This is a genomic window from Delftia sp. WSY_12, assembly GCF_043104645.1.
In the GTDB taxonomy this organism is placed as follows: domain Bacteria; phylum Pseudomonadota; class Gammaproteobacteria; order Burkholderiales; family Burkholderiaceae_C; genus Comamonas; species Comamonas tsuruhatensis.
The window spans coordinates 295,018-319,331 of record NZ_JBICKW010000003.1 but is presented as its reverse complement, the minus strand read 5'-3'; the positions used below and the strand labels follow the sequence as shown (position 1 = coordinate 319,331).

Below are 24,314 nucleotides of genomic sequence, written 5' to 3'. Positions count from 1 at the left end.
TCAGAGGTCCAGCCCCAGCTTGCCGGGGTTGAGCAGGTTCTTGGGGTCCAGCATGCGCTTGGTGGCCTCCAGCAGGGCAAAGGCCGGGCCCAGCGACTGCCGCATGTAGGGCGCGCGCAGCAGGCCCACGCCGTGGTGGTGGCTGAGCGTGGCGCCGTGGCGCAGCAGCACGGCGTTGGCCGCGTCCCAGGCCGCGCGGTACCACTGGGCGCGCTGGTCCACGGCCACCTCGCCGCGCAGCGAAAAGTACAGGCAGGCGCCATCCACATAGGCATGCGACTGGTGGGCCGAGCCGGCCAGGGTGCCGGGGATGGCCTGCAGGGCGGAGACCACTTCCTCGTAGATGGCCGGCAGGTCTTTCCAGGGGCCGCACATCTCCAGCGTGTCGGCGACGAAGCCCGGGCCTTTCTTGAAGCCCTCGGCGCTCTTGCCGGTCAGGTAGCGCGTGTCCAGCCAGCGCTCCAGGGTGGCGGCGCCGTCCAGCCGTTCACCCAAAGGTGCACATACACGCTCGCAGATGGCCATGACGGCATCGACGATCTCGGGCGCGCCTTCGTCGGCGATCAGCAGCACGTTGAGGTCGCTGCGGCCGAATTGCACGCCGCTTTCCAGCGCGTCGTACAGCCGCAGCGCGGCGGGGTTGGCGCCTTGCTGCAGGATCTGGCGGCAGGCCTCCAGGCCCTGGGCAAAGCTGGCAAAGCCATAGGCGATGGCGCGGCCGTGGTCGGGCAGGCGGTGCAGCTTGAAGCGGATGCGCACGATCACGCCCAGCGTGCCTTCCGAGCCGATGAACAGCTGCTGCAGGTCCGGCCCGATGGCCGCGCGCGCGTAGCCGCCCACGGTGACGAGGCGGCCATCGGCCAGCACCACGTCCATGCCGTGGACCATGTCCTCGATCTTTCCGTAGCGCGTGGACAGCTGGCCCGCGCCCCGGCAGGCCACCCAGCCGCCCACGGTGCTGATGCCGAAGGACGAGGGCCAGTGGCCCATGGTCATGCCGTGGCGGCGCTGGATGGTTTCCTCGAACACGTCGCCGAACATGCCGGCCTCGACCTCGACGATCTGGCTTTGCTCGTCCATGGCGATGAAGCGATTGAGTTCGCACAGGTCCAGCACGATGCCGCCGCGCAGGGGCAGGGCCGCGCCCGTGACGTTGCTGCGCCCGGCCGAGACGGTGACGGGAATGGCGTGCGCGTCGGCAATGCGCATCACGGCCTGCACCTGCTCCACGGTGGATGCATGGGCGATGACGGCCTGCGGCGTGGCCGGGTTGCCCGAGGTCTCGGCCACCATGGTGCGGGCCCACCAGTCGCGCGTGCCGGCAACGATGTCGGCGCGCTCGGTCTGCACGCGGTCGCAGGCGGCGCGCAGCGCGGCGAGCGCGGCCTCGGGCACGGCCACGGGCTCGTGCTGCAGGCCGTAGGGGCTGCCAGTGGCCGCACCATCGGATGCGGGTGCGGCCTGCGCCGCCCAGCCCGGGGTCGTGGGGGCGCCCACCACGTAGTTGCGGCGGTTGTAGCCGCGGGCGATTGCGTCTTTGCTCAGCATTGGATGTCTCCCATCAAAATCTGTTTCTCGCGCTCCATGGCGCGGCGGTAGTCGTGGATCTGCTGCGCTATCTGCGCAGGCGCCAGCCCCAGTTCCTGGGCCAGGATGTCGCCCACGCGCGCTGCGGCGCGGGCCGATGCATCGCGCGCCATGAGCCGGGCGCGCATGCGGCGAGAGAGCACGTCTTCCACCGTGCGCGCCATTTCGTGGCGCGCGGCGTAGACGACTTCGGCCTCGGTGTGGGGCAGTCCCTCGACGATGGGCCGGGCCAGCGCGGGATGCGCGTCGAGGATGTCGCTGACGAAGCGTGCCTCCGTGCCGTAGCGCTCGCCCAGGTGGGCCGACAGTCCGCCCGTGGCCGTGATGGCCTGGGCGTCGTAGCCGGCCGCGCCCAGCAGGAAGGCCGAGGCGGTGGTGCAGCGCGTGCGCCGGCCCAGCAGCTTTTCCACGGCGTCCACGGTCTGCTCGGCCATGTGGCGCGAGGTGGTGAGCTTGCCGCCGACGATGGTGACCAGGCCGTCGCCGGCCACATGGATCTCGTGGTTGCGCTTCATCTCCACGGTCTTGCCGCCGGGCGGGCCGACCAGGGGGCGGCAGCCGGCGATGGAGCCGACCACGTCCTCGGGCGACAGGTCCACCTTGAGCGCCGATCGCGCGCCTTCGAGCAGGAAGTCCAGCTCGGCGCGCGTGCAGTGCACATCGTCCAGGCTGCCCGCATAGTCCTCGTCGGTGGTGCCCAGGTAGGAGACATCGCCCCAGCGCGTGATGGTGGCGCGCCGGCTGCGGCCCGGCACGGGGATGGTGACGGTGCAGTCGTTGCGTATGCGCAGCCAGGGAATGGCCACGTGCACGCCCTTGGCGGGGCGCACGTGCAGCTGCGCCTGCTGGTCGGACCTGCGGCCATCCCAGTCGCGCAGCCAGACGCCCGTGGCCATGACCACGCTGCGCGCGCGCACCGTGATCTCGCGGCCATCGGCGTGGACGATGGCGCCGTCCACGCCGCCGTGGGCGTTGCGCGTGATGGCGGTGGCCCGGGCATGGTTGAGCACGGCCGCGCCATGGAAGGCCGCCGTGCGCGCCACGGCCAGCGTGAGCCGCGCATCGTCCACGCGCGCGTCGAAGTACATGTAGCCGCCCAGGAGCTGCTCTTCGCGAAAGGTCGGGCAGTGCGACAGCACCTCGGCCTTGCCGAGCTTGCGGTGCAGGATGCCTTCGCGCCAGCCGCCGGCCAGGTCGTAGGTCCACAGCAGGCTGCCGAAGGCCTTGGCCAGGCGGGCGTCGAAGACGCCGTCGCGCTCCATCACGGGAAACAGGAAGGGCAGGCGCTGCACCAGGTGCCGCGCATTGCGGCGCAGGCGCTGGCGCTCCAGCAGCGAGTGCCGCACCAGTCCCAGGTTGCCCTGCTCGATGTAGCGCAGGCCGCCGTGCACCATCTTGGAGGACTTGGACGAGGTGCCCGAGGCGAAGTCGTCCTTCTCCACCAGCGCCACGCGCAGGCCGCGCAGGCTGGCGTCCAGCGCCGCATAGGCGCCGGTGATGCCGCCGCCGATGACCAGCAGGTCGAATGCCTCGTCGCCCAGCCGCGCGAGCTGGTCCGCGCGCTGCAGCTGCAGCGGCGCGGTCTGGGTCAGTGCGGCGCTGTCCCTGCGCTCCTTGCCAAAGGGCCATTGCATCATGCGCAGCCCTCCAGGGCGGCGCTGCGGCCGGGGGCCCGGGCGCGGGCCAGTTCGTCGCCCACGCGGGCGCGCCAGATGCGGCGGCGCTCGCCGCGCTCGTCGGCGGCCATGCGCGGGGTGAAGACCGCTTCGGTGCGCAGCGTGGCGCAGGCCTGCTCCAGCCCGTCCCACAGCAGGCCTGCGCTGCCGGCCATGAAGGCGATGCCGCGCAGGCTGGCCTTGTCGGTATCGGCCAGGCGTCGCACGGGCAGGCCGCCCAGGTCGGCCTGGATCTGCAGCAGCGCATCGCTGCCCGACAGGCCGCCGCCCACCAGCAGCTCGCCCACCTCGGTGCCTGCGGCCGCCTCGTCGGCCTGCACGCAGGAGGCCACGGAATGCGCAATGCCTTCGAGGATGGAGCGCGCCAGCTGCGGCCGCGAGGTGGCCATGGACACGCCCGAGATCGAGGCCCGCGCGCCCGGCTCCATGGCCGGCAGGCGCAGGCCGGTGAGCGCGGGGATGAAGACCAGGTCGGTCGGCGTCTCGGCCTCGCGGGCCAGGGTGCTGATCTGCTGCGGGTTGTCGAACCACTGCAGCTTCTCGCAGATCCAGTTGAGCGCCGATCCCGTGGTGGGCACATAGGTCTCGATGGCATAGCGCGAGACACCGTCCATGCGCCGCGCCGTCATGGTCAGCGAGCTTTCATGGGCCGCGTCATGCGCGGGCAGCTTTGTTCCCGTGAGCACATCGACGAAGCTGCCCGTGCCATGCACGCACAGCGCCTGGCCCCGCTCCAGGCAGCCCAGGCCCACGGCGGCCGCATGCTGGTCGCCCGCGCAGGCCAGGATGGGCACGGCCAGGCCCAGCAGCTCGGTGCGCGTGCGGCCGAAGTCCTGCACGTCCTCGCACAGGCGGGGCAGCAACTCGGCGGGAAACTCCAGCGCGTCCAGCCAGTCCTGCAGGTAGCGGTGATCGCCCAGCGCATAGGAGTTGCCCGAGGTCACATTGGTGGGCGTGGTGACCACGGCGCGCGCATCCGACAGATGCCACAGCAGCCAGGAGTCGATGGTGCCGAAGGCCAGGCGGCGCTGCTGCCAGGCCTGGGCCACGGCCGGGCATTCGCGCAGCTTGCGCGCGGCCCACAGGTAGGGCGAACGCACGCCCACGGGCCGGCCCGCGTGACGGATCAGCCGGGCATCCCAGTCGCTGGCCAGCAGGGCCAGTTCGTCGCGGTGGCGCGAGTCCTGCCAGACCATGATGGGCGCCAGCGAACGGCCCGTGGCCGTGTCCCAGAGCACGGCCGAGCAGCGCTGGTTGGCAATGGCCAGGGCCACGATCTGCTGGCCGCTGCTCTGGGCGCGGGCGATGGCGCGGCGGCACACGTCCAGCGTGCGCTCCAGCAGCAGGTCGGCGTCCTGCTCGACCACGCCGGGGCGCGGGCAGTGGATTTCCAGCGGCAGATAGTCCTGGGCGGACACCTGCCCGTCGCGCCCCACGACGGCGGCGCGCGTGCCCGAGGTGCCTTCGTCGATGCAAAGGATCACGGCTTCATGGTGCATGGGGTGGTCTCTTTCAGGCGGTGGTTTGAGCGATCTTGGCGGGCGGGGCGGCGTCGTCCGCGAACTGGGGCGCGCCGGGCTCGTCGTCGGGGTTCACCGTGGTGCGCGTGGGGTCCCAGCGGATGGAAAAGCAGACGATGCTGGCCAGCAGCGGCACCACGGACAGGATGAGGAAGGTGTTCTCCAGCCCGTACTGCTGGCGGAACAGCGGGAACACCAGCAGCCCCAGCGCCGCGCCCATGGCGCCCAGCGCGCCGATCACGCCGTTGGCGCCCGCGCGCAGCTCGCTGCGGAACGACAGCGTGGACAGGCTCTTGCCGTTGGCGCCGGGCCCGCCCGAATGAAAGAGGATGAACAGCGAGGGCACGGCCACGGCCAGCCAGATCGGCATGCGGCCGTTGAACAGGCCCAGCACCAGCAGCATCAGGAACACCAGCGCAAAGCCGAAGGCCGAGGCCCGCCGCAGGCCCAGCCGGCGCCCGATGACGGGCGACAGGAAGCCGCCGACAATGCCGAACACGTTGAACACCAGCGCTCCCAGCGTGGCCTCGCGGAAGTCCTTGCCGAACAGCGAGGCGCTGATCAGCGGCAGGTACCAGCCCACGGCGAAGTACTGGATGGACTGGCCTATCTGCACCGTGGCCGCCAGCAGCGTGCGCGGCAGGTAGATGCCGCGAAAGATCAGCAGCACATTGGCCAGCCCGCGCCGCGCCGGGTTGAGCACGGGAAGGCGTTCGGCGGGCGGCGCGGCCTCGAAGCGCTGGCCGTGTGCGCCGTAGATGCGCGTCATGGCGCGGGCGGCGTCATCCAGCCGCTCCTTGCGTGCCAGCCAGGTCGGGCTTTCCACCAGCAGCGCGGCCTGCATGCCCAGGATGAACAGGCCGAACACCGCCGTGGCGGCCACCGAATAGCGCCACAGCGAATCGCCCACATCCCATGAATGGAACCACAGCGCCAGCACCAGGTTGCTGCACACGGCCATGTACCACATGCCCTGCCAGACATTGAGCCGGCTCTTGAGGCGGGCGGGCGTGAATTCGGCCAGCACCGCCATGGCGATGGCGAAGTCGATGCCATAGGCCGCGCCCACGAAGAAGCGTCCGAAGAGGATGGTGGCGTAGTCGGGCGCCATGCTGACCAGCAGCGCACCGGCCACGGCCAGCACCTTGGCAATGACCAGCGGGCGCATGCGGCCCCAGCGGTCGGCCATCCAGCCGCCGATGGGGTTGAAGGCGATGGACACCCAGGAGGCCAGCGACGTCATCCAGGCCACCTCGGCCGGCGTGAGCTGCTGGTCGCGCGTCATGGGCCCCAGGCCCACGCTGAGCGCGGAGTTGGAAAAGGCGTCGAGGAAAAGGCCGCCGAGTGCCAGCCACCAGATGGTGCCGGCGCGGCCTGAAATGCCCTGGCGTGCGTCGATGTACGAGATGACATCCTGAACGCCACGAATGCTGTGGCCTGTGGTTTGCATCGCTGCCTCCTGGTTGTCTGCAAGAGGCCGGCGCACACCACACAGGCGCGACAAGACCATCTCACAGATGGTCTTCAAATCTTGAACCTGTGCCCGGGATTCTAGGAAAGAGCAGGGGTTGCGCAGTATCGGTAGAAGCACCAGGGCGAAGGCGCCGGGCTATCAGGCGCGCTAATAGCAGGCGGCAGGCAGGGCCGGCAAGCATTGGTTTTTCCTGTGGCGCGAACGCTGCGCGTGTTTCACTCTGTTTCTCGAGCGATAGAAAAAGACAATAGGATTTTTCGATTAATTGTCTAAACAGATGAAATAGAGGGAGGGAACCCATGATGTCAATCAGACGATGGGCAAGGCTGTTGCTGTGTGCCAGCATGCTTTTGCTGGGCAGTCAGGCAATGGCGCAGAAGATGTTGATGCTGACCACGGACGCGGGCGGGGTGAACTCTTCCGTCGAGGAGTCCGAGTTCACCAATATGAGAACGGAATTCTCCAACGTGGTGGGCGCAGCCAACGTGACACGGGTGTCCACTCTGTTCACAGCCAATGGCATCAGCGCAGCCACCTTCAACCCGCCCGGCGGGCCCTACGACATGGTGGTGGTCGCCAGCCACTATCGGGCCATCCATCCCACGAACTGGGCAGTCCTGTCACAGGCCGTGGCCAATCGCTGGGCCAACAGCGTGCTGCTCTTCGTCGATGGCTATGACGACACGCTGACCAACGACGTGCAGATGCTGGAGCTGCTCAATGCCAATACCGGGCGGAATTTCACATTGGGCACGAAGGTGGGAGTCTTTCAGAGCTATCCGCTGAATGCCAACTCTGCCTATTCGGGCTCGTTCACCAGTCTCGACCCGGTCTACGGTGGATTTTTCGACTACATCAACAACGTCCCCGGAGAAAACGTGCTGTACCTGGCGAACGGCACACCCGTTGCCGGCTTCCCGCCTGCGGGCTCCACCGCCCTGGTCAATGGCGTCTACGCCTTGCTGGTGCCCGTCGCCCAGTCCAACAATGGCCAGGGCGCCTGCGTCTTTGCCACCGTGGATGTGTCCAGCTTCCGAGATACGGACATGACCCCCACCCGCAACGGCGGCAAGATCGCGCAGGCCTTTGTGCGCGCCGTGACTGATCCGGGTGGTGCCTGCGGCCTGCCCACGGTGACCAAGCGCTTTGACAAGACCGATGTGCTGCTGGGCGGCGCCGGCAACACGGCGCAGCTGACCATCGAATTTCAGAATGACACGCTGCAGGACGTGGCCCATGCCAAGGTCACCGATGCCCTGCCCAGCCCCCTGCTGATCGGCAGCGGTCCCGTCACCCATACCTGCACGGGCGGCACGCTGACCGCGACTGAGGGCTCCAGCACGGTCAATCTGGATGACTTCGGTATTCCCCACACCACGGGCTGCTCCATCACCGTGCCCGTGGTCTGGCCCAATGACGCGGCAGGCCGCTCAGCCTGCGCGGACCCTGTGGCACGCACCGTGACCAACATCATCCGGCCCGGCGTGGACTTCACACCCGCAAGTTCGGGCAACAACGCCACGGCCACGCTGACCTGCCAGCCCGGCACGCTGGCCGTGGGCAAGACGGTGGCCTGGGCCGCAGGCAGTCAGGCCACGGATCTGACGGGCAGCAGCTTCCCCGTCAGCGTTTCCTGCACGGGAACGGACGGCGTTGTGGTGCCGAGCATTGCCACCAGCGTGACGCTGAGCACGCCCACGGCGGGCGCCGTCTCTGTCACGCCCGTCATCTCCAGCGGCAGCTGCACGGTGACCGAAACCTCCCGCCCAGCGGCACCGGCCAATCACCAGTGGGTGGAGGTCAGCCCGCCCAGCGGCACCGTGGCCTTGCTGGCGCCACCTGGCAGTCCTGCCGTGGCCTTGACCAACACGCTGGCGCGCAGCGCCGCATCGATTGCGCTCACCAAGACCGTGGCGGGCGGCCCTGCAGCGGGCGTAACCGGCAACTTCGACTTCACTGCGAGCTGCGGCGTGGACGGCAACTACACCGGCGCCGTGGCGCTGAGCAATGCCTCGTCGGGAACGGGCGGCATCGCCGGTGTTCCGCAAGGCGCGAGCTGCGTGGTCACCGAGAACACGCCTTTGCCTACCGCGCCGGTCAACTACAGCTGGGGCGTCATGCCCGCTGCCGTGCCGGTGACGGTGGTGGCTTCCGGCAATGCGGCCGCTTTCACCAATACCCTGGTGCGCAGCACCGCTGCCATCAGCCTGACCAAGAACGTCACGGGCGCGCCTGCAGGCGGCGTGAGCGGCAGCTTTGCCTTCACGGCCAGCTGTGGCGCGAGTGGCAGTTTCACGGGGACCGTGGTGCTGGCCAATGCGACCACGGGCACAGGCACCATCACCAACGTGCCCCAAGGCGTGAGTTGCTCGGTCAGCGAAAGCACCACGCTACCCTCGGCACCCGCAGGCCTGGCGTGGGGCAGGATGCCGGCGGCCGTCACGCTGACGGTGGCGGCCACGGGCAACGCAGCGGCTTTCACCAACGAGCTGACGGCGGCGGCTGGCAATGTGGCAGCCATCCCCACGTTGAGCCAGTGGGCGCTGATGATGCTGGCCCTGATGCTGGCCGGGATGGCGGCACTTTCGATCAGGGCTGCGTCCAGGGATTGACGGTGGAATGGGGCTGGGTCCGCCCAGCCCAAAGCCCAATGAAAAAGCCGGAAATGCTCATCGCATTCCCGGCTTTCTTATGGGTTGGAGGGAGGTGAAAAGCGCGGCGTCAGTGGACCACGACAGGCTGCTGGGCCAGGCCGGCGTAGCGCTCCAGGGCGTCCTCGACCTCTTCCTCGGTGGGGGCGTCCTGCTGCCAGGCGATGATCTGCTTCTGGAACATCTCGGCCCAGGATCCATCCAGATAGACCTCCTTGCCCGAGCGCTTGTCCACGATTTCGAAGCCGTGGCGTGGCAGCTGGCGGGCGGCATCGACCGCAGCTTCGCCGGCCGCTGCATCCGGATCCATGTCGGGACGCAGATGGAGCACCACAAAAGATTCGGAGTCGTAAAGCATTTGCATGGTGTTCCCTTTCTGGCCCGTTGCCGGGCGTCGCACAGCCTACATGGCTGCGAAGCGCCGGATTTCAAGGACCGTGGGGGTCCCGATCTATCGCAGGCACTTGCATGCAGTATTCCACGGATTGGCATGCGCTGCGGCGTGTGCCGCAGGCCGCGCTGTGGTAGGCGGGCGGTGGCGTTGGCTGCAAGTGCAGGACTACCGGGAAATCACCGGTGTCCCACCGGTGGCCCGTGTGTCATGGCGCCTGGCGGCCCTTGAGCTGCAGATCGGCGAAGTCGCCGTTGTCCTGCGCCAGCCGGATGCGCACGGGCAGGTATTGCACGGACGGCGCCAGCCACAGCGAGGCCTGCTGGTCATCGCCGGCCGCCGCGATCTTGTCCAGCCGCAGCGCCTGCGTGCTGCCCGAGGGCAGGTCCAGCGTCTCGGTCTCGCCCACGCGGAAGGTCCAGCGGTCGGCGCGCCGCGCGCTGACGGTGATGAAGCTGATCTGCGTGCCCGCCGGGTAGCGCTGCGGCGCCGCCGCCAGCAGGGCGGACAGCTGCAGGAACACGCTGAGCCGGTCCTGCGCGCCGGGCGCGATGGGCGCGTCGGGCGCGCCCGTGCTGAAGCGCGCCAGGTTCTGGTCGAACGCCAGCTGCGCCGATTGCTCCTTGCGCGCCTTGTCATTGAAGCGGCTGGGCTCCAGGCCCCTGTCGGTGATGCGGCCCTCGCTGGTCTGCGAGCGCGAGCCCAGCAGGAACAGGCTGACTTCCTGGCTGGCCTGGTACTGGCCGTTGGCATGGCGCCAGACCAGCTCGGCATTGGCCGAATAGTTGAAGCGCTTGGCCTGGCCGGTGACGGCGAACGACAGCCGCGCGGGATCGGGCAGTTGCACGGGAACGGGGGCGTCGGAGGCCAGCGGCGTGCCATCGGGCGAGGTGATGGCCATGCCCTGGGCCGGTCCGGCCGAGGGCGTGGGCGGTGTTTCGGGTTCGGGCTTGGGAGCGGGCGGCGCTGGCGGTGTGGCCGGAGTTGGCTCGCTGCCGGCACCCGTATCGGCAGCAGCACGGGCGGTTTCCGAGGCGTCCGATGCAGCAGGCTCCTGCGCTGCGGCCATCGGCAAGGGCTCCACGGTTTCGCGGATGGGCGTGTCCAGCGGCTCGGCCACGGGTGCGGTGGGCGCGGCGGGTGTCGGGCGCTGGACCTTGGGGCGAGGGCGGGGTTGCGGCTTGGGTACGGGCGCAGGTGTCTCGGGCGCGGCGGCAGGCGGGGGAGCGGGTGGCTCGGGCAGGGACAGCGCCCGTGTCTGCATGGCCGCCACCTCGGTGTGCGGCGCTGACACCTGGCTCCACAGCGGCAGGCCCAGCAGGGCCAGGGCGTGCACGCCCAGCACCACGGCGGTGAGGGCGGGCAGGGCGCGCTGGCGCAGGTGCATTTCAGGCATTCCAGCCCAGGTCCTGGGACAGCTGGACGCAGGCCTCGCGCAGGGGCGCGTCGATGGCGCCGCCGTATTCGGGGTCGAAGGTGGCAATCGAGCCCAGCGTGGTCAGGCCCAGCACGATATGGCCCGAGGAGTCGAAGACCGGCGTGCAAAAGGCCACGATGCCGGGCAGCACGGTATCGACCACGCGGGCGGTGCCGCGCTCGCGCACCTCGGCCAGCATGGCGTCTATGGCCTCGGGGGTGAGCGGCAGGTCCTTGCGCTGGATGCGGCGGGCCTTGTCCACTTCGGGCTCCAGCAGCGGGGCCGTGACCTCGCGCGGCAGCCAGGCCGCGAAGCAGCGCCCGGTGGCCGAGGCCAGCATGGGCATGACGTCGCCCAGGCGCAGGTTGGCGGTGACCGACTGCGCGCTTTCCTCCCAGTGCACGATGGTCGGCCCGTGGTTGCCCCAGACGGCGATGGCCGCCGTGTGGTGGATGCGCTCCATGAGTGCGGGCATGCGTTCGCGCGCCAGCCGCACGGGGTCCAGCCGGGCCAGCGAGGCCAGGCCCAGCTTGAGCGAGGCCGGGCCCAGGTCGTAGCGGGAGGTGCGCGCGTCCTGGGTGACCAGTCCGATGCGCTGGAAGCTCACGAGGTAGCGGTGCGCCTTGGCGGCGCTCATGCCGGCGTCGGACGCCAGGTCCTTGAGCATCTGCGGGCCCCGGGCGCGCGTCAGCGCCTCCAGCAATGTAAAACCGACCTCGACCGATTGAATCCCTGCGCGTTCCTTGTCCATTGCAATAGAATTTGGTTTTGTTTAGTTAAATCAATTTAACTTATCGTAATTCGTGGCTGCGTCGCCATGGGTATCCAGGCCGCTGCCCGGATGCCGTGGCGCGCGGCGGCGGCACGGGGGAGCAGCATGAAACTTGCCACATACAAGGACGGATCGCGGGACGGGCAACTGGTCGTGGTGTCACGCGACCTGAGCCAGGCTCATTATGCGACCGGCATAGCGAGCCGCCTGCAGCAGGTGCTCGACGACTGGAGCTACATGGCGCCCCAGCTGCAGGACCTGTACCACCTGCTCAACAGCGGCAAGGCGGTCCATGCCTTTGCCTTCGATCCGCGCCAGTGCATGGCGCCGCTGCCACGCGCCTACCAATGGGCCGACGGCTCGGCCTACATCAACCATGTGGAGCTGGTGCGCCAGGCGCGCGGCGCCGAGGTGCCCGCCAATTTCTACACCGACCCGCTGATGTACCAGGGCGGCAGCGACGATTTCCTGGGCCCCTGCGACGATGTGGTGGTGCCCAGCGAGTCCATGGGCATCGACTTCGAGGCCGAGATCGCCGTCATCACCGCCGACGTGCCCATGGGCGCCACGCCCGAGCGTGCGCTGGGCGGCGTGCGCCTGGTCATGCTGGCCAACGACGTGAGCCTGCGCAACCTGATCCCCAATGAGCTGTCCAAGGGCTTCGGCTTCTTCCAGTCCAAGCCCGCCACCTCCTTCAGCCCCGTGGCCGTGACGCTGGACGAGCTGGGCGACGCCTGGAAGGGCGGCCGCCTGCACCTGACGCTGCAGTCCACCTGGAACGGCCGCAAGGTCGGCATGTGCGATGCGGGCGAGGACATGAGCTTTCACTTCGGCCAGCTCATCGCCCATATCTGCAAGACGCGCAATGTGCGCGCCGGCTCCATCGTGGGCAGCGGCACCGTGAGCAACAAGGGCGTGGAAAGCGGCAAGGGCAAGAACCGGCGCATGGAGTGGCCCAAGGGCTACAGCTGCATCGCAGAGAAGCGCTGCATAGAGACCATCCAGGACGGCGCGCCCAAGACCGAGTTCATGCGCTTCGGCGACACCATCCGCATCGAGATGAAGGGCAAGGACGGCCAGAGCATCTTCGGCGCCATCGACCAGAACATCGTCGAGCCTGCCGAATGAGCCGCGTCTGCGCACCCTGGTGGCGCCTGGCGGGCAGGTCGCTGCGCGCCGGCCTGGCCGCGCTGGCGCTGTCGCCGCTGGCCGCGGCATTCGCGGCGCCCCCGGCCGCGGACCCCGTCACCTGCCCGCCCGAGGCGCGCATGCCCGGCCCGGACGAGATCCGCGCCCTGCAGCGCAAGGCGCAGGACCGCGGGCTGCTGTGGCGCATCGAGCACCGCGGCCGCACCAGCTGGCTCTACGGGACCATGCACGCGGCCAAGCTCGACTGGAGCGTGCCCGGCCCCACGGTGGCGGACGCGCTGCGCGCCTCCGACAGCCTGGCGCTGGAGCTGAACATCCTCGATCCCGATGTCATGAAGGTCCTGTTCGCTGGCATGCAGGCGCGGCCCGATGCGCCACCGCTGCGCGGCGATCTCCAGCGCCGGCTTGAGGAGCAAAGGCGCCTGGCCTGCGCCGGCCCCGAGCTGGCCCTGCTGCGCCCCGACGCCCAGGTGATCTCCCTGTTGTCGCTGGCCGGCCGCAGCGAGGGACTGGACGCGTCCTATGGCATCGATTTCTCGCTGGCCGGCGTGGCGCTGGCCCTGGGCAAGCCCGTGCTGTCGCTGGAGACACCCGAGCTGCAACTGCGCGAGCTGGTCTCGGACGACCCCGCGCGCGTGGCCGAGACGGTGGAGTCCGGCCTGCGCCAGCTGGAAAGCGGCATCGCCGCCCAGAAGCTGGGACTGATCGCGAAGGTCTGGGCCGATGGCCGCATCCACCTGCTGGAGAGCCTGCCCGACTGGTGCGACTGCATGGCCAATGCCGCCGAGCGCGCCGACTACGACCGCATGGTCTATGGCCGCAACCCCGGCCTGGCGCGCGAAGTGGCGCGGCAGATCCGTTCCGGCCGCAGCGTGTTCGCCGCCGTGGGCGCCCTGCACATGGTGGGCACGCGCGGCCTGCCGGCGCTGCTGGCGGCCCAGGGCTTCAAGGTGCAGCGCGTGGAGTTCCCCGCCGCCAGCCCGCCCTGAAACACACGGCCGCCGCCTCCATGAACAAGAGCAACAGGGCGCGGCCAGGACCCATCCACACCCATCCCACAGGAGACAACAATGGACCGTAGACAATTCCTGGCCGCCGTGGCGGCCTCATCCGCCGGCATGGCCGCGCCTTTTGCGCAGGCGCAGGACTGGCCCGCCAGCAACATCCGCTGGGTCGTGCCCTATCCGCCCGGCGGCGGCACCGACGTGCTGGCGCGCACCGTGGCCGAGGCCATGCGCCAGACGCTGAACCAGACCATCGTGGTGGACAACCGCCCCGGCGCCTCCACCAACATCGGCGCCCAGATCGTGGCCACGGCCAAGCCCGACGGCTACACCATCATGTCGGCCGACAACGCCGTGCTGGCCTACAACGAGCACCTGTTCAGCAAGCTGTCCTTCAACCCCGAAAAGGACTTCACCTACATCGGCGGCATCAGCCGCTTCCCGATGGCGCTGGTGGTGAACCCGAACTTCGAGGCCAAGACCTTCAAGGAATTCCTGGCCTACGTGAAGGCGCATCCGGGCCAGGTCAACTACGCATCGCCCGGCAACGGCTCGCCCCACCACCTGGCCATGGAGATGTTCAAGAACCGCACGGGCACCTTCCTGACGCACATCCCCTACCGTGGCGCGGCGCCCGCGCTGGCCGACGTGATGGGCGGCCAGGTGCCCTGCATGTTCCTGGACCTGGCCTCTGGGCTGCCCGTGATCCAGTCGGGCAAGGTGCGCGCCCTGGCCATTGGCACGGGCAAGCGTGTGCCCAGCCTGCCCGAGCTGCCCACGCTGGCCGAGGTCGGCGTGCCCGATACCGAGGTCTATGCCTTCCAGGGCATCCTGGGCCCGGCCAAGATGCCCCCGGCCGTGGTGCAGCGCCTGAACGCCGAGCTCAACAAGGCCCTGGCCAACCCCGCCGTGGTCAAGCGCATGCAGGACTTCGGCATGGAGGCGCTACCCGGCACGCCCGAGCAGTTCCTGGCCATGTCGCGCGCGGAGTCCAAGCGCTGGGGGGCCATCATCAAGAGCGCGGGCGTCAAATTGGACTGACCCCCTGAGCGGCTGCGCCGCTTCCCCCTTCTCGCTTCGCGGAGGGGGACGACACCCTCGGTGCGGGGCGGCCCTTCCTCGGTGTCTCTGGGTTGGGCCGTGGCGGTTTTGGGGGCGGCGCCCGGCTTTGATCTGATGCGCTGGTGCTGCTTTTTTTTGGCGTTCCTGATCGCCAATCCAGCGATCAATCCAGCGATCAATCCAGCGCCTTCTGCCTGCGCATGGTGGTGAAAAGAACAGCCAGGCTGGCGGCGGCGCCGGCCACGCCCAGGGCGGCGAAGAGGGGGATGCCCCACAGGCGCGGGCCCATGGTCAGCAGGCCGGGGGCCAGGCCCAGGATGAAGGCGCCGGAGACCACGGCCAGGGCCAGGCGGGTGGCGGCGCGTTCCAGGGCCTGGGAGAGGCGGTCGATGTGGCGTATGTCCAGGTCGGCCTGCAGCCGGCCCGAGCGCAGTCTTTGCATCACCAGCCGCAGGGTGTGCGGCGCGTCGTCGGCCAGGTCCATCCATTGCGCCATGGCGGCGCGGCGCTGGCGCGCCAGGCTGCGCAGGGAGTAGCGCTGCAGCAGCTGGGCCTTGACCAGGGGCGTGGCCGTCTGCACCACGTCGAATTGCGGGTCCAGCTGCAGCAGCACCTGGTCGGCCGTGATCAGGGCCTTGAGCAGCAGCGCCATGTCGGCGGGCAGGGCCACGCCGGTTTCGCGGGCCAGGGCCATGAAGTCCTGCAGCGCGCGGGACATCACCAGGCGGCCGTTGCTGGCGCCGGGGCCATGGCGGGTCACGAAGCGGTCCACGGCGGCTTCGATGCGTGCGGCTGAGGGCGGAGCGCGGCCGGGCATTTCGCTTTCGGCGGCCCAGTCCAGCAGCACGCCCGAGAGGCTGCGGCCCTGGCCCTCGACCAGGGCGCGCATCAGGCCCAGCACCTGGCGGCGGCGCTGGGGAGACAGCCGCCCGACCATGCCGAAGTCGATGAAGCCCACGCGGTTGCCGGGCAGGGCCAGCAGGTTGCCCGGGTGCGGGTCGGCGTGGAACAGACCGTCGCGCAGCACCATCTGCAAAAACGCGCAGGCGCCACGGCGCGCCAGCAGCGGGCCGTCCAGCGCGGGGTCCGCACCCACGGCCGAGGCTTGCACGCCCGGCACGAAGTCCTGCACCAGCAGGCGCGGCCCGCTCAATGCCCAGTGGATGGCCGGCACGACGATCTCGGGCTGGGCCGCAAAGTGCCGTGCCACGGCGTCGCCGTTGTGGGCTTCGACGGTGAAATCCAGTTCCTCGCGCAGCGCCTGTCCCAACTGGCGCGTGACCTCGCGCGGGCGGTAGCGTGCCAGCTGCGGCCATTGTTCCTGGGCCAGCAACGCCAGGTGCTCGAGCAGGCGCAGGTCGGCCTCGATCTGGGGGCGCAGGCCGGGGCGCTGGACCTTGACCACGACTTCGATGTCGGCAGCGCGGGCCGCAGGGGGGCTGTCGCTGCCGCTGCCGTCCTCCCGGCCTTCCCGGTCATCCCGGTCATCCCGGTCTTCGGCCGCAGGCAGCCGCGCGCGGTACACCTGGGCCATGGAGGCCGAGGCCAGCGGCACGGGATCGAAATGCGTGAACACCTGCTCCACGGGCAGGCCCAGCGACTGCTCGATCAACGGCTGGGCCGTCTCCCAGGGCAGCGGGGCGGCGTGGCTGTGCAGTTGCTGCAGCGCGGCCGTCCATTCGGGCGCGAGCAGGTCCGAGCGCGTGGCCATGATCTGGCCCAGCTTGACGAAGCTGGGGCCCAGGTGTTCGAGGGCCATGCGCAGGCGCTCGGGGCGGCTGGCATCCAGCGGATGCTCGGGATGGGGCTGGCTGCCGCGCGGCGCGAAGCGGGCCAGGCCCAGCGTGTCGACCAGGTCGGCCAGCCCGAAGCGCAGCAGCACGCCGACGATTTCCTGCAGCCGGGCACGGTCGCGCACGGCGACCACGGCGGTTTGCAGCATGGGCATCTCCTGTCGGTGGTGGCAATGCGGTCCATTGTGCCGATGCGCCAGACGCCATTGCGCAGGAATCGCCCGCCTCCGGGGCGGGGCTCAGGCCAGCCGCTGCACCTGTACCGCGCAGTCGTAGAAGCTGGGCGCGCGGCCCAGGTCGGTCAGGCGCTGGTGGGTGAGCTCGTTGACATTGGTGCCGTTGTCGCCGTGCTTGCGCCACCAGATGCCCAGGCCGTTGACCACGCCACGGCGCGCGCGGCCGTTGAGGGTTGCGTGGCATTCGTAGCTGCCCCGGTCGTTGAAGACGCGCACGCGGTCGCCCTCGGCCACGCCGCGCGTGGCGGCGTCGTCGGGGTGCAGCTCCACCAGCGGGCGGCCTTCCATGGTGCGCAGGCTCTTGACGTTGACGAAGCTGCTGTTGAGAAAGTTGCGTGCCGGCGGCGAGATCATGGCCAGCGGGTAGCGCGCATCCGTTTCGGCGGTTTCGTAGTTGGGCAGGTAGTCGGGCAGCGGGTCCATGCCGCGCCGCGCCAGCTCGGCGCTGGTGAATTCGCAGCGGCCCGAGGGCGTGGGAAAGCCGCCCTCGGCAAAGGGGGCCTCGGGCAGGGCCAGGGTGGCAAAGCCCTTGTCCAGCAGCTCGTCGAAGTCCACGCCGCGCCCCTCGAAGGCTTCGCGGCACAGTTGCTCGTCTCCCGTCTGGAAATGGGCAGCGGCAAAGGCGTCGTCATGCCGCGCCATGTGCGCGGCCAGGTCGCGGAAGATCTGGCCGTTGCTGCGCGCCTGGCCCAGCGGCGCGATGGCGGGGCGGTTGAGCAGCACGTCGGTATGGCCGTAGCTGCCGTGGATGTCCCAGTGCTCGATCTGCGTGGTGGCCGGCAGCACGTAGTCGGCCAGGTCGGCCGTGTCGGTCATGAACTGCTCCAGCACCACGGTGAACAGGTTCTCGCGCGCAAAGCCGGCCACGACCTTGGCCGACTCGGGCGCCACGGCCACGGGATTGCTGTTGTAGACCACGATGGCGTCCACGCGCGGGCCGAAGCCGTTGCCGCCTTCGTGCAGCAAGGCGTCGCCGATGGTGCTCATGTTGATGGTGCGCGGGCGGCGCTCGCCCAGCAGGTGCGGCATCTGCAGTCGGGCGCGCTGCGCGGGCAGGGCGCCCGAGGCGGACAGCAGCAGGCCGCCGGCACGGTGGCGCCAGGCGCCCACCAGGGCCGGCAGGCAGGCGATGGCGCGCACGGCATTGCCGCCGCCGCGCGCGCGCTGCACGCCGTAGTTCAGGCGGATGGCGGCGGGCGTGGTGGTGCCGTAGTCGCGCGCCAGCTGGCGGATCTGCTCCACGGGCAGGCCGCAGACCTGGGCCGCGCGCTCGGGCGGCCACTGCAGGGCGCGGGCCTTGAGTTCCTCCCAGCCCAGCGTGTGGCGCGCGATGTAGTCATGGTCCAGCCAGCCGTGCGTGATCAGCTCGTGCATCAGGGCCAGCGCCAGGGCGGCATCGGTGCCGGGCAGCAGCTGCAGGTGCTCGTGGCATTTGTCGGCGGTCTCGGTCTTGCGCGGGTCGATGCACACCAGGCGCGCGCCGTTGCGCTTGGCCTCCAGCGCATAGCGCCAGAAATGCAGGCTGCTGCCGATGCTGTTGCTGCCCCAGATGAGGATGAGCCGGCTTTCGGTGAAATGCTCCACGCGCATGCCCAGCTTGCCGCCATAGGTCAGGTTCAGGGCCTCGCCCCCGGCGCTGGAGCAGATGGTGCGGTCCAGCAGCGAGGCGCCGAGCTGGTGGAAGAAGCGCCGGTCCATGCTCTCGCCCTGCACCAGGCCCATGGTGCCTGCGTAGCTGTAGGGAAGGATGGTTTCGGGATCGCGCGCCGCCAGCGCGTGCAGCCGGGCGGCGATGTCGGCCAGCGCCTCGTCCCAGCCCACGGGCTCGAACTGCCCGGAGCCCTTGGGGCCCACGCGGCGCAGCGGGGTGAGCACACGCTCGGGGTGGTAGCTGCGCTCGGTGTATTTGCTGACCTTGGCGCAGAGCACGCCGCCCGTGTGCGGATGGTCGGGGTTGCCCTGGACTCTTTTGGCGATGCCGTCTTCGACCGTGGTCACCAGCGAGCAGGTATCGGGGCAGTCATGGGGGCAGGCGCCCAGCACCTGTGAGGTGGCCTGGAGTGGGGGCGTGGCGGAGGACATGGTGGCAGCGGTCTCGGACAGGGTGGGTACTTTGCGAAAAAACCGTGAAAAGCCGGGAAAACGGGAAAAGGCCGTCACGGGCAAGGGGCGGTGCCGGTCTTGCATGCCGCAATCGCCGCTTGTCTTTATTATGCGGACCCTTGCAGCCGGCTGCACGCAGCAACGGCGCCGATTCCAGCGACAAAAACAGGCAAGTTCATGCTCCGACCCAAGACGGCGTTCAGCCGCAGACAGTTCATCGCAGCCAGCACGGCTGCCGCCGCCACCTGGACCGGCGCAGTGCGCGCCCAGGACGCGGGAGGCACCATCGTGCTGGGCCAGTCCTGCCCGTTGACCGGGTCTGCAGCGCAGATCGGCCAGCCCTTCCATGAAGGCGCCAAGCTGTACTTCGAACAGCTCAACGCGCAGGGGGGGATTGCCCGGCGCAACATCGAACTGCGCGTGATGGACGACGGCTACGAGCCCGAGCGCTGCGCGGCCAATACCCAGCGCTTCCTGTCCGACGACGTGTTCGCCCTGTTCGGCTACGTGGGCACCTCCACCAGCATGGCCGCGCTGCCGCTGCTGCAAAAGGCGCGCGTGCCCCTGTTCGCACCGCTGACGGGCGCCGACGCGCTGCGCCAGCCCCAGCTGGCCCACCTGGTCTTCAATGTGCGCGCCTCCTATGCCGACGAGACGGCGCTGATGGTGCGCCACCTCACGGGCCTGGGTCTCAAGAAGGTGGCCGTGCTGCACCAGAACGATGCCTATGGCGAGTCGGGCCTGGCCGGTGTCAAGGCGGCACTGGCCGCCAAGGGGCTGGAGCCCGTGGGCGCGGCCACGGTGGAGCGCAACTCGAACAATGTGGCGGCGGCCGTCAAGACGCTGGTGCCGCTGGGCGCCGATGTGATCGTGCAGATCGTCACCTACTCGGCCAGCGCGGCCTTTGTGCGTGCGGCGCGCCAGGCAGGCTTTGGCGGGCAGTTCTACAACGTGTCCTTCGTGGGTGCCCAGGCGCTGTCGGAGACGCTGGGCAAGGATGCCGAAGGCGTGGTGGTCACCCAGGTCGTGCCCTCGCCCTTCCAGACCTCGCGCCAGATCACGCGCGATTTCCTGGCGGCCATCCAGAAGGGCGGCGGCAAGCTGACGCCCAACTATTCCAGCATGGAAGGCTATCTGGCGGCGCGCGTGTTCGCCGATGCGCTGCGCCAGGCCTCGGCCTCGGGCAAGCCCACGCGCGACGGCCTGGTGGCCGCGCTCGACGCCATGCACGGCCAGCAGGTGGCCGGCTTCCCGCTGGTCTTCAAGCCGCAATCGGCCAAGCCGCGCTTCGTGGAGTTGTCCATGCTGACCGGCGACGGCAAGGTCCGGGTGTAGGCTTGCAGCTTTCCCGGAGGGTTGGCTCTGCGCGCAGGCGCTCGCGGCGTTGCAGCGCTTGCCAAGGCTTCAGCCTTGGCGGCGCACTGCGCCTTGCGATCACCAGCGCGCAAAGCCAACGCTGGTACTTAAAAGTGCATAACACGCTCTAAAAGGAGAACCCCATGGCCTTGCTGCAGGAGCTGCTGGACAGCGCACCCGAGATCACCGCGCTGCGCCGCGACATACATGCCCATCCCGAACTGTGCTTCGAGGAACTGCGCACCGCCGACCTGGTGGCCCGGCAGCTCGAAGGCTGGGGCATCGCCGTGCACCGCGGCCTGGGCCGCACGGGCGTGGTGGGCACCATCCACGGCCGTGACGGCGGCGCCAGCGGCCGCGCCGTCGGCCTGCGCGCCGACATGGACGCCCTGCCCATGCAGGAGTTCAACACCTTCGAGCACGCCAGCCGCCATGCCGGAAAAATGCACGCCTGCGGGCATGACGGCCACGTGGCCATGCTGCTGGCCGCCGCGCAGTACCTGGCCGCGCACCGCGACAGCTTCGAGGGCACGGTGCACCTGATCTTCCAGCCGGCCGAAGAGGGCGGCGGCGGCGCGCGCGAGATGGTCGAGGACGGCCTGTTCACCCAGTTCCCCATGCAGGCCGTGTTCGGCATGCACAACTGGCCGGGCATGAAGGCCGGCACCATGGCCGTGGGCCCGGGCCCGGCCATGGCGTCGAGCAACGAGTTCCGCATCGTCGTGCGCGGCAAGGGCGGCCACGCGGCCATGCCGCACATGGTGATCGACCCGCTGCCCGTGGCGGCCCAGCTGATCCTGGGCCTGCAGACCATCGTCAGCCGCAACGTCAAGCCCATCGAGGCGGGCGTGGTCTCGGTCACCATGGTCCATGCGGGCGAGGCCACGAACGTGGTGCCCGATAGCGTGGAGCTGCAGGGCACGGTGCGCACCTTCACGCTGGAGGTGCTGGACCTGATCGAGCGGCGCATGAAGACCCTGGCCGAGAGCATCTGCGCCGCGCATGACACGCGCTGCGAGTTCGAGTTCGTGCGCAACTACCCGCCCACCATCAACTCCGCGCCCGAGGCCGAGTTCGCACGCCGCGTCATGGCCGAGGTCGTGGGCGAGGCCAATGTGCTGCCCCAGGAGCCCTCGATGGGCGCCGAGGACTTCGCCTTCATGCTGCTGGAAAAGCCCGGCGCCTACTGCTTCATCGCCAATGGCGACGGCGACCACCGCGCCATCGGCCACGGCGGCGGTCCCTGCACGCTGCACAACCCCAGCTACGACTTCAACGACCAGCTGATCCCGCAGGGCGCCACGTTCTGGGTGAAGCTGGCGCAGCGCTGGCTGAGCGAGCCCACGCGCTGAGGCCCTTGCAGGGTCCGGCCGACACCGGCATGTCACACACCGCACCTAGCATGCGGTCCCTGTGACCTCCATCGAATCCTCCTCGGCCGCCGCGCAGGGCGTGGCCGTCCAAGCCCGGCAGCTCAAGCGCATCCACGGCGGGCGTGCCGTGCTCCAGGACATCAGCCTGCAGATCGCCCCCGGCGAGGTGCTGGCCCTGCTGGGTCCTTCGGGCTGCGGCAAGACCACCCTGCTCAAGATCCTGGCCGGGCTGGAGCAGCCCAGCCGCGGCGAAGTCTGGATGGGCGGGCAGTGCGTGGCCAGCGCCTCGCAGTCCCTGCCGCCCGAGCGGCGCGAGCTGGGCCTGGTGCTCCAGGACCATGCGCTCTGGCCCCATATGAGCCTGCAGGCCAACGTGGCCTTCGCGCTGGAAATGCGCGGCCTGCCTCGCGCGCAGATCCACGAGCGGGTGCAGCAGACCCTGGGCGTGGTCGGGCTGCAGGGCATGGGCGAGCGCCTTCCCGGCAGCCTGTCGGGTGGCCAGCAGCAGCGCGCGGCGCTGGCCCGCGCCGTGGTGGAGCGCCCGCGCCTGGTGCTGCTGGACGAACCCCTGTCCGGCCTCGACGGCAACCTGCGCGAGCGCCTGTGCGAGGAAATTCCCCGGCTGCTGCGCAGCCTGGGTTGTACGGCCGTCTATGCGACCCAGGACCGCCAGCAGGCCTTCGCCGTCGCCGACCGCGTGGTCGTGATGGAGCACGGCCGCATCCTGCAACCGGGCAGCGCCCGGGGCCAGGCGCCGGCCCCCGTGCCCTGCGAGGCCGACCGATGGCCCGTGGCCGGGCACCTGTGCAGCGCAGCGTAGGAGCGGCATGGCCGGTCTCGGTTCGGATGACGGTGAAAAAAGCACGGTCGTTCTAAATTCCTGCTTTTTTGGCTACACTGTGCCGCTACACGAACCGCCCACCAGGAGACCCGCCATGTCCGATCTGAATGCCGCCTTCGAGGCCGCCGTCAAGAACTCCACCTCGATCAGCGAGCGCCCCGACAACGCCACGCTGCTCAAGCTCTACGCGCTGTACAAGCAGGCCACCGAAGGCGACAACGAGGCCAAGAAGCCCAGCTTCACCGACATGGTCGGCCGCGCCAAGTGGGACGCCTGGGAAAAGCTCAAGGACACCTCGGCCGACGACGCCAAGCAGCAGTACATCGACCTGATCGAATCGCTGCGCTGATCCGCGCCACCACCGATCGCAGACACAGACAAGGCCCCGGACTCCGGGGCCTTGTCGTTTCCGGCCAGGCCACACCACACTATGTCAAAGAGTGGAGCGCTGGAAACTGGCGCGGCCCAACTCAGGGACGCCGAGCAAGAGCCGCCTCGCGGCGGGGGCGCCCAGCCGAAGGCGTCGTCCCCCTCCGCGAAGCGAGAAGGGGGAAGCGGCGCAGCCGCTCAGGGGGATCAATATTTGTTCGAGAAGTTCGCGCTGATGCGCTGGCGCAGGTACTCCGCGCCCGTGATGGGCGGGTACTTCTTTTGCGGGCCCTCGATCACCGCGTCCTCGTTGGCCTGGCAGAAGAAGGCCAGGCTGTAGCGCGCGCCCTGGTATTCATGGGGCAGGGGATTGCGCACGCGGTGGAAGTTGCTGGGCAGCTGGTCGTCGCTCCAGCGCGTGAGCATGTCGCCGATGTTGCAGGTGATCACGCCTTCCACGGGGTCCACGGGCGTCCATTGCTGGCCCTCCATCTCCTTGCCCGGCAGCACCTGCAGGCCGCCCTGGCCCGCGCGCTGGAACAGCAGGGTCAGGCAGTCGAAGTCGGTGTGGGCGCCTGCGCGCCACAGGCCCAGCTCATCCTTGAGCGCGGGATCGACCGCGAAGTAATGCAGCATGCGCAGCGTGCTCTGGTAGGCGGGCACCGAAGGGTCGTGGGCGCGCGTGAAGAAGTCCGCATCGAAGCCCAGCTTGTGCGCAAAGCACGACAGCAGCTGCATGCCCACCTGCCAGCACTGGCGCTCGAAGCCCAGCGTGGCCTGCTGAAAGCCCGGCAGCTCCTGCTGCGTGGGCCACAGGCCGGCCATGCGCGGGCGCGTCACCTGGTAGGACTCCTTCTGGTCGGGCGTGCGCGTGGAAGGCCGGATCTGCGCCTTGTGCTCCCAGCCCGCATTGCGCGACAGCGGCCACTGCGCCTTCACCTCGCGCGGCAGCGCGAACAACTGCTCGGCACGCCCGAAGGCCGCATCGATATCGGGCTGGGGAATGCCGTGGCCCGACACCTGGAAGAAGCCGATCTCCACCGAGGCCTGCCAGATCGCATCGGCAATCTCGGCCTTGCGGCGGTCAAAGTCGGAGATGTCGATCACCCGCACCTCCCGTGCGCGCGTCTCCTGCCCCTGGCCGCCCATGCGGGCCTCCTTGGCGAGTTCACCCAGCGCGTAATCTGACGCCGGTGCCGAAGGCAGGGTGGAGTTGGCAAGCATGTTCATGGTCTGTTTCCTTTGCCGCAAAGGCAGTGGCAAGGCACGCGGCCGCCGGCGCAAAAAGACACCGATCCCGCCCGTCGCTCTTGAAGTGGCTGACAGGGCACAGGTCGCAGCCACGCCGCTCCCGCACCCGCTTCAAGAGCAATGACCCGCGCCGGCACAGGCCGGCAAGCTGAACGCTTCTACTCTTGCCAACCACCCAAGCAAACAGCGCGCCAGCCCGCGAAGGCCGGTTCATGGCCGCCTGCGTTCCATAGTGGTGCAAGAGGGCCGGGCAGCTTGGTGCACGCGCCGCATCGGAACCGTCTGGCAC

Annotated in this window: 18 protein-coding genes; 8 read left to right on the top strand and 10 right to left on the bottom strand. The window is 69.4% G+C overall.

Annotated elements, in window-relative coordinates; all coding sequences use genetic code 11:
- From ACF8LI_RS01705 to ACF8LI_RS01690, 4 genes are read right to left on the bottom strand one after another with little or no spacing between them, the layout of a single operon-like run.
- Window positions 1-1,548: an FAD-binding oxidoreductase gene (locus ACF8LI_RS01705; RefSeq protein WP_392411839.1), complete on the bottom strand. Its 1,548-nt coding sequence runs from the start codon at window positions 1,546-1,548 to the stop codon at window positions 1-3.
- Entirely contained in the window at window positions 1,542-3,224 is a 1,683-nt protein-coding gene (locus tag ACF8LI_RS01700; protein WP_392411837.1) for an FAD-dependent oxidoreductase, read from the bottom strand. Before ACF8LI_RS01700 ends, ACF8LI_RS01705 begins: the two co-directional genes overlap by 7 nt.
- Window positions 3,221-4,762, bottom strand: a complete 1,542-nt coding sequence (locus tag ACF8LI_RS01695; RefSeq protein WP_392411835.1) for an FGGY family carbohydrate kinase — start codon at window positions 4,760-4,762, stop codon at window positions 3,221-3,223. Before ACF8LI_RS01695 ends, ACF8LI_RS01700 begins: the two co-directional genes overlap by 4 nt.
- A 13-nt stretch (window positions 4,763-4,775) precedes the next feature.
- Window positions 4,776-6,233, bottom strand: a complete 1,458-nt coding sequence (locus ACF8LI_RS01690) for a nitrate/nitrite transporter (RefSeq protein WP_392411833.1) — start codon at window positions 6,231-6,233, stop codon at window positions 4,776-4,778.
- A 410-nt stretch (window positions 6,234-6,643) separates the two neighbouring features.
- Here ACF8LI_RS01690 and ACF8LI_RS01685 point away from each other — a divergent pair, with 410 nt between their 5' ends.
- Complete coding sequence (locus ACF8LI_RS01685) at window positions 6,644-8,869, top strand: IPTL-CTERM sorting domain-containing protein (protein WP_162233975.1); 2,226 nt, start codon at window positions 6,644-6,646, stop codon at window positions 8,867-8,869.
- 109 nt (window positions 8,870-8,978) lie between these two features.
- Here ACF8LI_RS01685 and ACF8LI_RS01680 read toward each other — a convergent pair whose 3' ends face one another.
- The 3 genes from ACF8LI_RS01680 to ACF8LI_RS01670 form a co-directional block, all read right to left on the bottom strand.
- Complete coding sequence (locus ACF8LI_RS01680) at window positions 8,979-9,272, bottom strand: DUF3567 domain-containing protein (protein WP_034363542.1); 294 nt, start codon at window positions 9,270-9,272, stop codon at window positions 8,979-8,981.
- Window positions 9,273-9,507: 235 nt separating this feature from the next.
- Complete coding sequence (locus ACF8LI_RS01675; RefSeq protein ID WP_392411831.1) at window positions 9,508-10,695, bottom strand: DUF3108 domain-containing protein; 1,188 nt, start codon at window positions 10,693-10,695, stop codon at window positions 9,508-9,510.
- The gene (locus tag ACF8LI_RS01670) at window positions 10,688-11,467 is read right to left on the bottom strand and encodes an IclR family transcriptional regulator (protein WP_012203056.1); all 780 of its coding nucleotides are present in this window, start codon (window positions 11,465-11,467) and stop codon (window positions 10,688-10,690) included. Before ACF8LI_RS01670 ends, ACF8LI_RS01675 begins: the two co-directional genes overlap by 8 nt.
- A gap of 126 nt (window positions 11,468-11,593) precedes the next feature.
- On the opposite strand from ACF8LI_RS01670, the gene ACF8LI_RS01665 reads away from it, so the two are divergent.
- The 3 genes from ACF8LI_RS01665 (at window position 11,594) to ACF8LI_RS01655 (ending at window position 14,682) form a co-directional block, all read left to right on the top strand.
- Window positions 11,594-12,616, top strand: a complete 1,023-nt coding sequence (locus ACF8LI_RS01665; RefSeq protein WP_034390060.1) for a fumarylacetoacetate hydrolase family protein — start codon at window positions 11,594-11,596, stop codon at window positions 12,614-12,616.
- Window positions 12,613-13,626, top strand: a complete 1,014-nt coding sequence (locus tag ACF8LI_RS01660; RefSeq protein WP_392411829.1) for a TraB/GumN family protein — start codon at window positions 12,613-12,615, stop codon at window positions 13,624-13,626. The genes ACF8LI_RS01665 and ACF8LI_RS01660 overlap by 4 nt, the downstream gene beginning before the upstream one ends.
- An 81-nt stretch (window positions 13,627-13,707) precedes the next feature.
- Window positions 13,708-14,682, top strand: a complete 975-nt coding sequence (locus tag ACF8LI_RS01655; protein ID WP_016446620.1) for a tripartite tricarboxylate transporter substrate binding protein — start codon at window positions 13,708-13,710, stop codon at window positions 14,680-14,682.
- A gap of 196 nt (window positions 14,683-14,878) precedes the next feature.
- On the opposite strand, the gene ACF8LI_RS01650 is transcribed toward ACF8LI_RS01655, so the two are convergent.
- Window positions 14,879-16,645 carry an AarF/ABC1/UbiB kinase family protein gene (locus ACF8LI_RS01650; protein WP_126311242.1) on the bottom strand — a complete coding sequence of 589 codons (1,767 nt, stop codon included), beginning with the start codon at window positions 16,643-16,645 and terminating at the stop codon, window positions 14,879-14,881.
- Window positions 16,646-16,735: 90 nt separating this feature from the next.
- Complete coding sequence (locus tag ACF8LI_RS01645; protein ID WP_154835921.1) at window positions 16,736-18,814, bottom strand: molybdopterin-dependent oxidoreductase; 2,079 nt, start codon at window positions 18,812-18,814, stop codon at window positions 16,736-16,738.
- A gap of 198 nt (window positions 18,815-19,012) precedes the next feature.
- On the opposite strand from ACF8LI_RS01645, the gene ACF8LI_RS01640 reads away from it, so the two are divergent.
- From ACF8LI_RS01640 to ACF8LI_RS01625, 4 genes are all read left to right on the top strand, one after another.
- Entirely contained in the window at window positions 19,013-20,170 is a 1,158-nt protein-coding gene (locus ACF8LI_RS01640; RefSeq protein ID WP_209670116.1) for an ABC transporter substrate-binding protein, read from the top strand.
- 164 nt (window positions 20,171-20,334) lie between these two features.
- On the top strand, window positions 20,335-21,543 hold the full coding sequence (locus ACF8LI_RS01635; RefSeq protein WP_126311244.1) for a M20 aminoacylase family protein: 1,209 nt from the start codon (window positions 20,335-20,337) through the stop codon (window positions 21,541-21,543).
- A gap of 61 nt (window positions 21,544-21,604) precedes the next feature.
- Window positions 21,605-22,384, top strand: coding sequence for an ABC transporter ATP-binding protein (locus ACF8LI_RS01630; RefSeq protein ID WP_392411826.1), 780 nt, complete (start codon window positions 21,605-21,607; stop codon window positions 22,382-22,384).
- Window positions 22,385-22,499: 115 nt separating this feature from the next.
- Window positions 22,500-22,754 carry an acyl-CoA-binding protein gene (locus tag ACF8LI_RS01625; RefSeq protein WP_012203065.1) on the top strand — a complete coding sequence of 85 codons (255 nt, stop codon included), beginning with the start codon at window positions 22,500-22,502 and terminating at the stop codon, window positions 22,752-22,754.
- A gap of 227 nt (window positions 22,755-22,981) precedes the next feature.
- Here the strand turns inward: ACF8LI_RS01625 and ACF8LI_RS01620 are convergent, their stop codons facing one another.
- Window positions 22,982-24,004, bottom strand: a complete 1,023-nt coding sequence (locus ACF8LI_RS01620; protein WP_074920682.1) for an isopenicillin N synthase family oxygenase — start codon at window positions 24,002-24,004, stop codon at window positions 22,982-22,984.
- Between the last annotated feature and the right edge of the window lie 310 nt (window positions 24,005-24,314).